Here is a 13,229-nt window from a genome sequence, read left to right on the forward strand (position 1 = left end):
GAACGAACAGGAACACGCGTGCCTGACAACAAGAACTGCAACCCGCTACGCGATCCCCGCGACCGGCGCCTGACCCGGGTCGCCGCGCCGTCGGCCCTCGTGTTGTTCGGCGTCACGGGTGACCTCGCCAAGAAAAAGCTGCTACCGGCCATGTACGACCTGGCCAACCGTAGCCTGCTCCCGCCGGCCTTCTCCCTCGTGGGGTTCGGCCGGCGGGACTGGGACGACGCCCAGTTCGCCGAGTACGTCAAGGAACACGTCGCCGAGCACGCGCGCACGCCCTACAACGAGGACCTCTGGAACCAGTTCGCCTCGGGTCTGCGTTTCGTCCACGGCGAGTTCGACGACGACGACGCGTACCACCGGCTCGCGCAGACCCTCGACGAGCTCGATCGGGACCGGGGCACCCGCGGCAACCACGCGTTCTACCTCTCGATTCCGCCCAAGGCGTTCGAGGTGGTGTGCCAACAGCTCGCGGACCACGACCTCGCCGACAGCGAGGACAGCACGGGCTGGCGACGCGTGGTCATCGAGAAGCCCTTCGGGCACGACCTGGAATCCGCACGGGAGCTCAACGCGATCGTGGAACGCGTGTTCCGCGCGGACAGCGTGTTCCGCATCGACCACTACCTGGGCAAGGAGACGGTGCAGAACATCCTGGCGCTGCGCTTCGCGAACCAGATGTTCGAGCCCTTGTGGGACGCCCGCTACGTGGACCACGTGCAGATCACCATGGCCGAGGAGATCGGGATCGGTTCGCGCGCCGGCTACTACGACGGCGTGGGCGCGGCCCGGGACGTGATCCAGAACCACTTGCTGCAGTTGCTCGCGTTCACCGCCATGGAGGAACCCGCGTCCTTCACGGCGCACAACCTGCGCCGCGAGAAGGCCAAGGTACTCGAATCCGTGGTGCTGCCCGAGGACCTCGGGAAGCACTCCGCGCTGGGCCAGTACACGTCCGGGCTGCAGGGCGGGGACTACGTCAAGGGCTTCCACGAGGAGAAGGACATCCCCACGGATTCCCGTACGGAGACCTTCGCCGCACTGCGCGTGGACATCAACAACCGCCGCTGGGCGGGCGTGCCGTTCTACCTGCGCGCGGGGAAGCGGCTGGGCCGGCGGGTCACCGAGATCGCGGTGGCGTTCAAGAAGTCGCCCAACCTGCTGTTCCGGGACATGGACAACGACGAGTTCGGTCAGAACGCGATCGTGATCCGGATCCAACCGGACGAGGGCGTGACCATCCGCTTCGGCTCCAAGGTCCCGGGCACCCAGTCCGAGATCCGGGACGTGACCATGGACTTCGGTTACGGCCACGCGTTCACGGAGTCGAGCCCCGAGGCCTACGAGCGGTTGATCTTCGACGTCCTGCTGGGCGAGCCCCCGCTGTTCCCGGACCACTCCGAGGTGGAGCTGTCCTGGAAGATCCTGGACCCGTTCGAGGAGCACTGGGCCGAGCAGCGCGTCATGCCCGAGCCGTACGCACCGGGTTCGTGGGGACCGGACTCGGCGCACGAGTTGATGGCCCGTGACGGGCGAGTTTGGAGGCGACCGTGATCGTTCAGATGGAGAACACCACCGCGGCGAAGATTGAGAAGAAACTCAATCAGTTGCGGGACGAGAACGGCGTGGTGACGCTGGGCCGCGTGCTGACGCTCGTGGTCCTGGCGCAGGCCGGTCACTCGGAGGTCGCGGTCGAGGCCGCGAACTACGCGAGTCACGAGCACCCGTGCCGGATCATCGTGCACGTAGCGCACTCCCGCACCGACGAGACCCGCTTGGACGCGCAATTGCGCGTGGGCGGGGACGCCGGCGCGTCCGAGGTGATCCTGCTGCACGGCTACGGCGAGCTCGCCGAACCCACTGAGACCCTGGTCTCCGCGCTGTTGCTGCCGGACGCACCCATCGTGGCGTGGTGGCCGCACGACTTCCCCGAGAATCCCAGCACGAGCTCGATCGGGTGCATCGCCCACCGCAGGATCACCGACTCCTCGCGTGCGCCCGCACCCTTCGAGTCCCTGGCACAACTGTCCCAGCAGTACCGCCCCGGGGACACGGACCTGTCCTGGACGCGGATCACCAACTGGCGCATCCAGCTCGCTGCGGTCCTGGACCAGGTGGGGCCCGTGAAGGTGCGCGAGATCGTGCTCGAGGGCTCCACGGTGGCCCCGTCCATGGTGCTGTTGGGGGTGTGGCTGTCCAGCAAGCTCGATGCCCCGGCGACCATCATCACCGACGACACCCGGCGGAGTCTCGACCGCGTGTGCCTGGTCACCGATGACGGATCGGTGCAGCTGCACCGCCCCGGCCGCACCGTGGCCGTGCTGTCCCAGCCGGGTCAGCCGGATCAGCAGATCGCCATGCCCGTGCGGGATCTCAACGCGTGCCTCGCGGAGGAACTGCGACGGTTGGATGCGGACGAGGTCTACGGCGAGGTCATCACCTCGGGGCTCGCGAGTGCCCGGATCACGACCCGCACCGTCGGTGAGGAGGCCGCGGAGCCTTCCGAGAACACCGCGGTGCAGGGCCACGATGCCTCGGCTTCCGCATCGGCCGAGGGAGCCGGCGATGAGTGAGCCGTCCCGCCCGGAACCGCGACTCGTCCCGCACGAGGGTGACGAACGCCTTGCCTGGGACACCGCCCGGCGCGTCCTCGAGGTGCTCGAGCACGCCCAGGACGAACGCGGGGAGGCCACCCTCGTGCTGACCGGCGGGAGCATGGGGATCCGCGTGATCGGTGAGCTGGCCGGCCACCCGGACGCCGCCGTGATCGACTGGTCGCGCGTGAACGTGTGGTGGTCGGACGAGCGGTTCCTGCCCGGTGCGGACGGCGAACGCAACGGTGTCCAGGCCGCGGACGCGTGGGACGAGACCCACGAGCTGACGTGGGACCGCGTGCACCCCGTGGCGGGCTCGGACGAGATCGCGTCGGCCGATGCCGCGGCCGAGGACTACGTCGAGGAACTCGCCGCGGCGGCCGAGAACGAGGGATCCGACACGGGCCTGCCGGTCTTCGATCTGGCCCTGCTGAGCCTGGGCCCGGACACCCACGTGGCGTCCCTGTTCCCGGGCCGCGAGGACGTCCTGCGCACGGACGCCCCGGTGTTCGCGGTCGAGGATTCCCCCAAACCGCCGCCCACCCGCGTCACCATGTCCCTACCAGCGATCAATTCCGCGCAGCGGGTCTGGTTGCTGGTCGCCGGTGCCGCGAAGGCCGAGGCCCTCGCCACGATCCGACGGCCGGAGATCACCGCGACCGAGGCCCCGGCCAGCGCGGTACGCGGGACCCGGGAGACCCTGTGGCTCGTCACGGAGGACGCCCTCCCGGGCATGCCCGAGGACCCCGACCCGGCCCCGGGCGGGACCGCGGGCTGAGCCCATGATCCCGCCCCCGGGCCCGGCCCGTCACCCGGCACGTACGGGACGACACCGCACCCCGGATACGACGACGTCGGCCCGGACCTTCAGGTCCGGGCCGACGTCGTCTGCTCTACTGAGTTCTTCTGCTGTGCCGAGTTCTTGTGCTGTGCCGAGTCGTGGCGACCGGATCAGCCGGTGCGCGTGCGGCGGGTCTCAGACCCCCGGGCCGCTGAAGCGCATCAGCAGGCCGTAGCTCACGATGGCCAGGACCCACACGATCGCCAGAACGGTGGTGATCCGCACCACGTTCTTCTGCGCGGCGCCGGAGGTGTTCAGCGACTGGGTCATCCCGCCACCGAACATGTCCGACAGACCGCCGCCCTTGCCCTTGTTGAGCAGGACGAACATGATGCACAGGATGCCGGTGACCACGATGATCACCTGGAGGGCGATCTGGAGGATCTCCACGAATAGCCTCGATTCACGAATCTCGGGGGCGGGTCAACCGTCAGCGATCGGAGGGGATCACTGGTCGGTGACCAGGTGCTGCTCGAACCGGGTAATCTTAGCAAATTCCTCCGCGTCCAGACTGGCACCGCCCACCAAGGCGCCGTCCACGTCCGCTCCCCCGAGGATGTTCGCGACGTTCGAGGACTTCACCGAACCGCCGTAGAGCACCCGCGTGGCCTTCGCGAAGTCCTCGCCGTACAGCGACTCGAGTTCCGCGCGGATCGCGTGGGCCATCTCCTGGGCGTCCTCGGGTCCGGCCACCTCCCCCGTGCCGATGGCCCACACCGGTTCGTAGGCCACCACGAGGCCCTCGAGCTCGCCGGCGTTGAGCTCGGCGAGGCTCCCGCGCAACTGCTCGAGCGTGTACTGCACGTGCTCACCGGCCTGGCGCTGCTCGAGACCCTCGCCGATGCACAGCATGGGGGTCAGGCCGTGACGGATCGCGGCGCGGACCTTGTCGCGGCACTGCTCATCGGATTCGGCGTGGATGCTCCGCCGTTCGGAGTGCCCCACGAGCGCATAACGGCACCCAAGCTTGGCCAGGAACTGGCCTGAGATGTCTCCCGTGTATGCCCCGGAGTCCTGGTCGGAGAGGTCCTGGGCGCCGTAGGCGATCTGCAGTCCGTCGCCGTCCACGAGGGACTGCACGGAGCGCAGGCCGGTGAACGGGGGGAACACCGCGACCTCCACGCGGGAGAAGTCGTGCTTGGCGTCCTTGAGCGTCCACGCGAGCTTCTGCAGCAGGGCGATGCCCTGCGTGTGGTCCATGTTCATCTTCCAGTTGCCCGCGATCAGGGGCGTGCGGTCGAAGACACCGTTGGTCTGGGTGGTCATGGCTGGATCTCCTTCGGTCGTGCGGCGTGGCTGTGGACGGGGGCGGGCACGTGGGGTCCGCGGCGGCGGGCCCCACGCATCACGGTGTGTGGCGGCTCAGGCGCCCAGCGCCACGAGGCCCGGCAGTTCCTTACCCTCGATGTACTCGAGCGACGCGCCACCCCCCGTGGAGATGTGGCCGAACTGGTCGTCCCGGTATCCCAGGTTGCGCACGGCGGAGGCGGAGTCGCCGCCGCCGATCACGCTCATGGCGTCGGAGTCCACGAGGGCCTGCGCCACGGTCTTGGTGCCGTTGGCGAACGCCGGCATCTCGAACACGCCCACGGGGCCGTTCCAGAACACGGTCTTCGCCTCGGCGATCGTGCGCGCGAACAGTTCGGCGGACTCGGGGCCGATGTCCAGGCCCAGGCCGGAGTCACCGATCTTCCCACCCTCGATGTCCGAGACCGGGCGGACCTCGTGCTCGGCGTCCTTGGAGAACTCGGAGGCGTACACAACGTCCACGGGCAGCACGATCTCGGTGCCCGCCTCGGCGGCGCGGTCCAGGTAACCCTTGACGGTGTCGATCTGGTCCTTCTCGAGCAGAGACGAACCCACCGCGTGACCCTGGGCCGCGAGGAACGTGAAGACCATGCCGCCGCCGATGAGCAGCGAGTCCGCCTTACCGATCAGGTTGTCGATCACGGCCAGCTTGTCGGAGACCTTGGACCCACCCATGACCACCACGAACGGGCGCTCGGGATCGGAGATAACCTTGCGCAGGACGTCCACCTCGGTCTTGACCAGGTCACCCAGGTAACCGGGCAGCGCGCGCGCGATGTCGTACACGGAGGTGTGCTTGCGGTGCACGGCCCCGAAGGCGTCATCCACGTACGCACCGTTCTCCCCCGCCAGGGACGCGAGCTCGGCCGCGAACTCCTCCCGCTCGGCGTCGTCCTTGGACGTCTCGCGCGGGTCGAAGCGCACGTTCTCGAGCACGAGGATCTGTCCGTCCTGCAAGGCCTCGGCCTTCTCGTGGGCGTCCTGACCCACCACGTCCGAAGCGACGACGACGTCCGCGTCCGCGAGCTCGGCCAGGCGCGCGGCGGCCGGCTCGATCGAGTACTTGGGGTCCACGGTGCCCTTGGGGCGCCCGAGGTGCGCCATGACGATCAGGCGTGCGCCGGCATCCGCGAGCTTGGTGAGCACCGGTAAGGACGCGCGCACGCGACCGTCGTCGGTCACGGTGGAACCGTCAAGTGGAACGTTGAGGTCCGAGCGCACGAGCACGCGGCGACCCGCGACCCCCTCCGCCATGAGATCGTCCAGTGACTTGGCCATATCCGTCATCCCTTCCTGTGGTGATGCCGTACTGATGACAATGGCGCCGGTACCTGCGGGCACCGGCGCCACTGAGCGGTCTGACTCAGAGCTTATCCGCTACGTGGGAGACGAAGTCCACGAGACGCAGGGTGTAGCCCCACTCGTTGTCGTACCACGCGATGACCTTGACCTGGTTGTCGATGACCTTGGTCAGGGGCGCGTCGAACACGGTGGAGACGTCGTAGCCCTCGATGTCCTTGGAGACGAGCGCTTCCTCGGAGTACTCGATGATGCCCTTGTAGGGGCCCTCGGCGGCCTGCTTGATCGCGGCGTTCACGGACTCGACCGTGACGTCCTTCTCCACGTCCACGGTGAGGTCCACGAGCGAGCCGGTGGGAACCGGGACGCGCACGGCGAAGCCGTCCAGCTTGCCCTTGAGCTCGGGCAGCACGAGGCCCACGGCGGCGGCGGCACCGGTGGTCGTGGGGATCATGCTCAGCGCGGCGGCGCGGGCGCGGCGCAGGTCCTTGTGCGGGGCGTCGTGCAGGCGCTGGTCACCCGTGTAGGCGTGGATCGTGGTCATGAGACCGCGCTCGATGCCGAACTCGTCGTTGATGACCTTGGCCAGCGGCGCGAGGCAGTTGGTGGTGCAGGACGCGGCGGAGACCAGGTTCATGCTGGCCGAGTCGTAGGATTCGTGGTTCACGCCGTAGACGAACGTGCCGTCCACTTCCTTGCCCGGTGCGGAGAGCACGACCTTCTTGGCACCGGCGTCCAGGTGCGCCTGCATCTTGGGGCCGGTCGTAAACCTGCCAGTGGACTCGATCACAATGTCCACGCCGAGCTCGCCCCAGGGCAGCTTGGAGGGATCGGCCTCGGCCAGGAATTTCACCTGGTGGCCGTTCACGGTCATCATGTCACCGTCCAGGGTGACGTCCGCGCCGAGCCGGCCCATGACGGAGTCGAACTCGAACAGGTGCTTCAAGGTCTCCGGATCCGTGAGGTCGTTCACCGCGACCAACTCGATGTCGTGGCCGTGCTCGTTGTACAGGGCCCGCGCGAAGCAGCGTCCGATCCGTCCGAAACCGTTGATGCCAACCTTGACTGTCACTGCGATCTCCTCTGTCTGTCGGGGGTTGGCGGGTACCGGTCCGTCGAGATGTGGGATCCAAACCAAACGGTAGAAATCCCACACTCTGTTCTCGACGTTGTCCGAGGCCCGCCGGGTCTTCCGGTTTTATTCTACCGAGAATTGACGCGGTTCGACAGGGGCTCGACGCAGATTCAGGCGACTCTCCCGTAAACCCCACACAAACCCACAGCACCGGCGTGTTGCCTGCGGGCGCTACTATGCGCGGCGCTGTTCCGACCCAGCGTGCGCGGCGAACTCGGCGGTCGTGGCCACACCCAGTTCCTCGGCACGGCGGTCCGCCATGGCGAGCAGTCGGCGGATCCGCCCGGCGATCGCGTCCTTGGTCAGGGGCGGGTCCGACAACCGACCCAGCTCGTCCAGGCTCGCCTGCTTGTTGGCGACCCGGAGCCGGCCGGCGGCCCGCAGATGCTCCGGGGCGTCGTCCCCGAGCAGGTCCAGGGCACGCTCGACCTTGGCCCCCGCTGTGACCGCGGCCTGCGCGGAGCGGCGCAGGTTGGCGTCGTCGAAGTTCGCGAGCCGGTTGGCCGTGGCGCGCACCTCCTTGCGCATCCGGCGGTCCTCCCACTGCAGCAGCGCGCGGTGCGCGCCCAGGCGCGTGAGCAGCGTGGCGATCGTGTCCCCGTCGCGCACGACGACGCGGTCCGCCCCGCGCACCTGCCGCGCCTTGGCGAGCACGTCCAGCCGACGCGCGGAACCCACGAGCGCGAGCGCCGCCTCGGGACCGGGGCACGTGAATTCCATCGCCGCGGCCCGCCCCGGTTCGGTGAGCGAACCGTGGGCCAGGAAGGCACCTCGGATCACGGCGGCGGACTCCTCGACGCTGCCGTTGACTACGGTGGGCGGCAGACCGCGCACGGGACGACCGTGGGCGTCCAGCAACCCGGTGCGCCGGGCAAGCGCCTCACCGTCGCGGGCAACCCGCACGACCCACGTACGGTCCCGGCGCAGACCACCGCCGCTGATCACCCCGAGCTCGCACTCGTGGCCGAAGACCTCCCCCACGGCGCGTGCCGCGCGGCGCGCGACCGATTCGGTGTCCAGCTCCGCTTGCACCACGATCCGCCCGCCCACGATGTGCAGCCCGCCCGCGAAGCGCAACAGCGCCGAGAGCTCCGCCGCGCGCACCGCGGACTTGCGCACCTGCAGGTGCGAGAGTTCTTCCTTGACCGAAGCGGTCAATGCCATGGTTGTCGATCTCCTTGCCGAGTACGTGTGCTGCGCGGCGGGGGCTCCCGCTCAGCGCTGCGCGTTCATGATCTGTTGATAGGCCGCGGCCAGTTTGAAGGGGTTGTGCACCGAACTGCCGCTCGTGTCCCGCAGCGAGTCCCAGTGCACGACGGCGCCGAGCTGGGCGGCCGCCGCCTCGACGTCCTTGGGGGACTCCGCGGCGGACGGGTCCGCGAGCACCACGTCGAGACGCAGGTCCGGGGCGTAGCGCTTGAGCACGCGCAGCTGGTCCCCCGATCCCATGCTGAGGGTCTCGGAATCCCGGGAGAGGTTCAGCGTGACGAGACGCTTGGCCGGGGACCGGCAGATCGCGTCCCGCAGTTCGGACAGCAACAGGTGCGGCAGTACGGAGGTGTGCCATGACCCGGGACCGAGCACGACCCACGCGGCCTCCTCGATCGCGGTGACGGCCTCCGGGCACGCGGGGGCATCCGCCGGGGACAGGCGCACGTTGCACACGTCCGCCTCCTTGGCGAGCCGTGACTGGCCCGTGACGGTGCGCGTAATCTTCTCCGGGGGGCACTCCTGCGTGGGATTGCTCCCGGGCGAGACATCCCCCTCGATCACGAGCGGGAGGCAACTCATGGGCAGCACCTGGCCGCGCGCACCCAGCAGCGCACCGGCCCAGCGCAGTCCCTCCACGGGGTCGCCGAGCAGCTCCCACAACGTCACGATCAGCAGGTTCCCCAGGGCGTGGTTGTCCAGACCCTCGTCCGGGTGGGTCTTGATGCTGAACCGGTGCTGCATCACGTCGCTCCACGTGCGACCCCATTGGGAGTCGTCGCACAGCGCCGCCAGCGCCATCCGCAGATCGCCGGGCGGCAGGACGCCCAGGTCGTTGCGCAGTCGACCGGACGATCCGCCGTCGTCCGCGACCGTGACCACGGCCGTGAGGTCCGGCGCTAGCAGACGCAAGGCGGACAGGCTCGCGGACAACCCGTGACCGCCACCCAGGGCGACCACGGAATCGGCATCCGTCAGGGACGCGCGCGCGGAGGCGTCCAACGAGTGGTAGGGGTCCACGTCGCGTCGGCTGCTCAGCGGCAACCGGGGCAACGCACCCGTCGGAGGAAAGTTAGTCATGGAATCCGTAATTTCTGGGGGGCGGGACTACTCTCGGCCCAGGTCCCGGTGCTGGATGTTGACGGTCACGCGGGGGGACTTGCTGAGCCGCCGCGCGACCTCCTCGGTGATCGCCACGGAACGGTGCTTGCCTCCCGTGCACCCGATGGCGATGCTCGCGTAGTGCTTGTTCTCGGTGCGGTAGCCGGCGAACACCGGTTCGAGCATGGCCACGAAGCGGTCCACGAAGGTCGGCGTGCCGGGGTGGCCGAAGACGTAGTCCCGCACCTCGGGGTCCTTGCCCGTGCGTGGGCGCAACGCGGGGACCCAGTGGGGATTGGGGATGAAACGCACGTCCGCGAGGAAGTTCGCGTCCGCGGGCACGCCGTACTTGAACCCGAAGCTCATGACTGTGAGTCGCAGCACCACCGGACCGCTCGTGGAGAACATGTCCGCGACGGCCTTGGTCAGCGCGTGCACGTTGAAGGACGAGGTGTCCAGCACGGAGTCGGCGGTCTCGCGCAGATCGCGCAACAGCTCGCGCTCGGCGCGGATCCCGTCCAGGATCCGGCCGCCCGCCTGCAGGGGGTGGGGGCGGCGCTGGAGCTCGTAGCGCGAGACGAGCACCTCGTCCGAGGCCTCGAGGAACAGCACCGAGAACTCCACGCCCGAGCGTTCGAGCGCGGCGAGGGTCTCACGCATGTCGTTGAACAGTGCCTTGCCACGCACGTCGATCACCACGGCGAGCTTGGGCAGGGTCTGCGGGGTCCGCGACACGAGGTCCGCCAGCGTCCCGAGCATCTGCGGGGGCAGGTTGTCCACGACGTACCACCCGAGGTCCTCGAGCGCGTTGGCCGCCGTGGAGCGACCCGCCCCGGACATCCCGGTCACGATCAGCAACTCCGCCGTGGGGGGCTTCACCGGTTCCAGGGTGGAGGGCGTGGCTTCCGGGGGTGGGCTGCTCATGTGGTCACGGACCGCCTGATCTTCCGACTGCAGGGTTCGTTTCCAGGGTAGACCAGTTTCAGTCGAGCAGTTCGCCCGTCTCGGTGTCCACAGCGGGCTCCCGGGCCTCGGTGCCGCCCCCGAGGGTCTGCGCGACCTTGGTGGCCAACGCGGGCCCGAAGCCCTTGACCTCGAGGATCTCCTCCGCGGTGGCGGCGCGCAGTTTCTTGACCGAGCCGAAGTGCTTGAGCAGGGCCTTCTGCTTGGCCGGGCCCAGCCCAGGCACGTCGTCGAGCGCGGAGACCGTCATGGCTTTGGAGCGCTTCTGCCGGTGGAACGTGATCGCGAAACGATGGGCCTCGTCGCGCACGCGCTGCATGAGGAACAACCCTTCCGAGGCGCGGGGCAGGATGACCGGGAACTCGTCGTCGGGCACCCACACCTCTTCGAGCCGCTTGGCCAGACCCACCACGTGGACGTCGTCCACGCCGAGGTCGTCCAGGGCGCGCTGGGCCGCCGCGACCTGGGGCGGGCCGCCGTCCACGATCACGAGATTGGGGGGATACGCGAAGGCGCGCGCGGGCGCGTCGTCGGTGTCCGGGGCCACCTCCCCGCTGTGCATGCCCTTCTCCGCGGCGCGGCGCTGCTGTTCGAGGTGGCGGGAGAACCGGCGGTGGATGACGTCGTACATGGACGCGGTGTCGTCCCGTGCGGCGTCGCCAGTGATCGAGAACTTGCGGTACTCCGACTTGCGCGGCAGACCGTCCTCGAATACGACCATGGACGCGACCACGTTGGTGCCCTGAACGTGGGAGATGTCGTAGCACTCGATGCGCATGAGGGCGTCCGGGAGGTCCAGGGCCTCCTGCAACTGCTGCAGGGACGCCGAGCGCGTGGTCAGGTCTCCCGCGCGGCGGGACTTGTGCAGGGCCAGCGCCTGGCGCGCGTTCTCCGCGACGGTCTCGAGCAGCTGCGCCTTGTCACCGCGCTGGGGCCGTTGGATGGCCACCTGGGAACCGCGCAGCTCACTGAGCCAGTTGCGCAGCTCGTCCGCCTCGTCCGGTTCCGCGGACACGTACACCGTGCGCGGGATCGTGTCCTGGCGGTACGCGAGCTCGGACGTGCGGCGGTGCTTGGCGACCACGTCCGTGCTCCCGCCCGCGGTCTGTTTCCTGAGGGCCGACGGCGCGGGGGCCAGTTCCGATTGCGCCTCGCCGTAGACCTGTTGCAGCAGGTGGGTCATGAGCTGGGCGGTCGTGACATCCTCGACCTTCTCGGTGATCCACCCGCGCTGACCGCGGATCCGGCCGCCGCGCACGTAGAACACCTGGACCGCGGCCTCGAGCTCGTCCTCGGCGATCGCGAAGAAGTCCGCGTCCGTGGTGTCCGCGAGCACCACCGTGTTGCGCTCGAAAGCCCGCTCGAGCGCGCCGACGTCGTCGCGGCGTGCCGCAGCGGTCTCGAAGTCCATACGCTCGGCGGCCTCGTTCATTTGCCGCGTGAGCTCCCGGATGTACGGCTTGGCGTGTCCGGCCATGAAGCGGCACAGGTCGTCGGCGAGCCGGCGGTGGTCCTCGCGGGAGATCTCCCCCACGCACGGCGCCGAGCACTTGTCGATGTAACCCAGCAGGCACGGCCGGCCACTGCGCTCGGCGCGCTGGAACACACCCTTGGTGCACGTGCGCACGGGGAAGACCCGCAACAGGGCGTCCAGGGTGTCCCGGATGGCCCACGCCTGGGAGTAGGGACCGAAGTAGCGGTTGCCCGGTTTCTTCTCCCCGCGCGTGACCATGGCCCGTGGGACGTCCTCGGACATGGTCACCGCCAGGTACGGGTAGGACTTGTCGTCCCGGTAGGCGATGTTGAACCGGGGCGCGAACTCCTTGATCCACGTGTACTCGAGCTGCAGGGACTCGAACTCCGAGCCCACCACGGTCCACTGCACCGCCGCGGCCGTGGTGACCATGGTGCGCGTCTTGGGCGCCAGCTGGTGCAGCGGCGCGAAGTAGGAGGAGAGCCGGTTGCGCAGGTTCTTGGCCTTGCCCACGTAGATCACGCGGCCGTGTTCGTCCCGGAACCGGTAGACGCCCGGATTGGTGGGGATGTCCTGCCGGGCCGGCTTGTAGCTCGCCGGATCAGCCACGCCCGGCGTCCCTCTGCGCGGACGGGGACACGTTGTACACGTCCTTGCGCGGTTGCCCGGACAGTCCCGCGATCGTGGTCATGATCTGCTCCACGTGGGCCTTGCGCAGCTTGCCCGTCTGGTGACCCCCGGACTCCGGTGTGGGGATGGGCTCCCCCACGTGCATCTCGAACTTGGCGGGGCGGATCATGGTGGCCCCGGGCGGTTGCAGCCGCTGGGTGCCGATCAGCCCCACGGGCACCACCGGGGCGCCCGTGACGTAGGCCAGGTAGGCCACGCCGGAGTGACCGCGGTACAGGTAGCCGTCCCGAGAGCGCGTGCCCTCCGGGTAGATCCCGAACACGTTGCCCTGCTTGAGGTGTTCCACGGCGGGATCCAGGGCCGCCACGGACTCGCTCTGCTGACCGCGGGTCACGGGGATGATGTCGATGAACTCGAAGGCCTCGCGCATGAGCTTGCCCTTGATCCCGGGGCTGTTGACGTACTCCGCCTTGGCGATGAACTTGACCCGGCGGGGCATGAACGCGGAGATGATGACCGAGTCCAGGAAGGACAGGTGGTTGGACGCGATGATCACGGGGCCGTCCTGCGGGAGGTTCTCCAGACCCGTGATCACGGGACGACACAGCAGCCGCAGGGCGCGCGCCACCGAGGCCTTGGTCAGGTCGTATTTCGTGATCACTGCTGGCTCCC

General features: G+C 68.9%; 12 protein-coding genes. 3 read left to right on the forward strand and 9 right to left on the reverse strand.

Features of this window, described 5'->3' with window-relative positions; translation table 11 throughout:
• Positions 1–18: 18 nt before the first annotated feature.
• From zwf to pgl, 3 genes are read left to right on the forward strand one after another with little or no spacing between them, the layout of a single operon-like run.
• Positions 19–1,557, forward strand: a complete 1,539-nt coding sequence (gene zwf / locus AS25_RS04325; RefSeq protein ID WP_035962051.1) for a glucose-6-phosphate dehydrogenase — start codon at positions 19–21, stop codon at positions 1,555–1,557.
• Entirely contained in the window at positions 1,554–2,576 is a 1,023-nt protein-coding gene (locus AS25_RS04330; RefSeq protein WP_035962466.1) for a glucose-6-phosphate dehydrogenase assembly protein OpcA, read from the forward strand. Before zwf ends, AS25_RS04330 begins: the two co-directional genes overlap by 4 nt.
• A complete protein-coding gene (pgl, locus tag AS25_RS04335; RefSeq protein ID WP_035962054.1) occupies positions 2,569–3,375 on the forward strand; it encodes a 6-phosphogluconolactonase in 807 nt (268 codons plus the stop codon). The genes AS25_RS04330 and pgl overlap by 8 nt, the downstream gene beginning before the upstream one ends.
• 198 nt (positions 3,376–3,573) lie before the next feature.
• On the opposite strand, the gene secG is transcribed toward pgl, so the two are convergent.
• From secG to AS25_RS04380, 9 genes are all read right to left on the reverse strand, one after another.
• A complete protein-coding gene (gene secG / locus AS25_RS04340) occupies positions 3,574–3,828 on the reverse strand; it encodes a preprotein translocase subunit SecG (protein WP_035962057.1) in 255 nt (84 codons plus the stop codon).
• 57 nt (positions 3,829–3,885) lie between these two features.
• Positions 3,886–4,704 carry a triose-phosphate isomerase gene (gene tpiA / locus AS25_RS04345; RefSeq protein ID WP_035962058.1) on the reverse strand — a complete coding sequence of 273 codons (819 nt, stop codon included), beginning with the start codon at positions 4,702–4,704 and terminating at the stop codon, positions 3,886–3,888.
• A gap of 96 nt (positions 4,705–4,800) precedes the next feature.
• The gene (locus AS25_RS04350; RefSeq protein WP_216594104.1) at positions 4,801–6,024 is read right to left on the reverse strand and encodes a phosphoglycerate kinase; all 1,224 of its coding nucleotides are present in this window, start codon (positions 6,022–6,024) and stop codon (positions 4,801–4,803) included.
• Positions 6,025–6,109: 85 nt separating this feature from the next.
• Positions 6,110–7,117: a type I glyceraldehyde-3-phosphate dehydrogenase gene (gene gap / locus AS25_RS04355; protein WP_035962062.1), complete on the reverse strand. Its 1,008-nt coding sequence runs from the start codon at positions 7,115–7,117 to the stop codon at positions 6,110–6,112.
• Positions 7,118–7,354: 237 nt separating this feature from the next.
• On the reverse strand, positions 7,355–8,344 hold the full coding sequence (gene whiA, locus AS25_RS04360) for a DNA-binding protein WhiA (protein ID WP_035962064.1): 990 nt from the start codon (positions 8,342–8,344) through the stop codon (positions 7,355–7,357).
• Positions 8,345–8,395: 51 nt separating this feature from the next.
• The gene (locus tag AS25_RS04365) at positions 8,396–9,469 is read right to left on the reverse strand and encodes a gluconeogenesis factor YvcK family protein (RefSeq protein ID WP_156960891.1); all 1,074 of its coding nucleotides are present in this window, start codon (positions 9,467–9,469) and stop codon (positions 8,396–8,398) included.
• Positions 9,470–9,496: 27 nt separating this feature from the next.
• Positions 9,497–10,414 carry an RNase adapter RapZ gene (gene rapZ, locus AS25_RS04370; RefSeq protein WP_035962066.1) on the reverse strand — a complete coding sequence of 306 codons (918 nt, stop codon included), beginning with the start codon at positions 10,412–10,414 and terminating at the stop codon, positions 9,497–9,499.
• Positions 10,415–10,472: 58 nt separating this feature from the next.
• Complete coding sequence (uvrC, locus tag AS25_RS04375; protein ID WP_035962068.1) at positions 10,473–12,536, reverse strand: excinuclease ABC subunit UvrC; 2,064 nt, start codon at positions 12,534–12,536, stop codon at positions 10,473–10,475.
• A complete protein-coding gene (locus AS25_RS04380; RefSeq protein ID WP_052160721.1) occupies positions 12,529–13,215 on the reverse strand; it encodes a lysophospholipid acyltransferase family protein in 687 nt (228 codons plus the stop codon). The genes uvrC and AS25_RS04380 overlap by 8 nt, the downstream gene beginning before the upstream one ends.
• Between the last annotated feature and the right edge of the window lie 14 nt (positions 13,216–13,229).

Origin of the sequence: Kocuria marina (assembly GCF_000786655.1) — a bacterium.
GTDB classification, from domain to species: Bacteria; Actinomycetota; Actinomycetes; order Actinomycetales; family Micrococcaceae; genus Kocuria; species Kocuria marina_A.

Excerpts from the sequence above, each read along its gene's own strand:
- AS25_RS04365 (WP_156960891.1), bottom strand. The coding sequence starts at position 9,469 with ATGACTAACTTTCCTCCGACGGGTGCGTTGCCCCGGTTGCCGCTGAGC.
- tpiA (WP_035962058.1), bottom strand. The coding sequence starts at position 4,704 with ATGACCACCCAGACCAACGGTGTCTTCGACCGCACGCCCCTGATCGCG.
- AS25_RS04350 (WP_216594104.1), bottom strand. The coding sequence starts at position 6,024 with ATGGCCAAGTCACTGGACGATCTCATGGCGGAGGGGGTCGCGGGTCGC.
- rapZ (WP_035962066.1), bottom strand. The coding sequence starts at position 10,414 with ATGAGCAGCCCACCCCCGGAAGCCACGCCCTCCACCCTGGAACCGGTG.
- pgl (WP_035962054.1), top strand. The coding sequence starts at position 2,569 with ATGAGTGAGCCGTCCCGCCCGGAACCGCGACTCGTCCCGCACGAGGGT.
- whiA (WP_035962064.1), bottom strand. The coding sequence starts at position 8,344 with ATGGCATTGACCGCTTCGGTCAAGGAAGAACTCTCGCACCTGCAGGTG.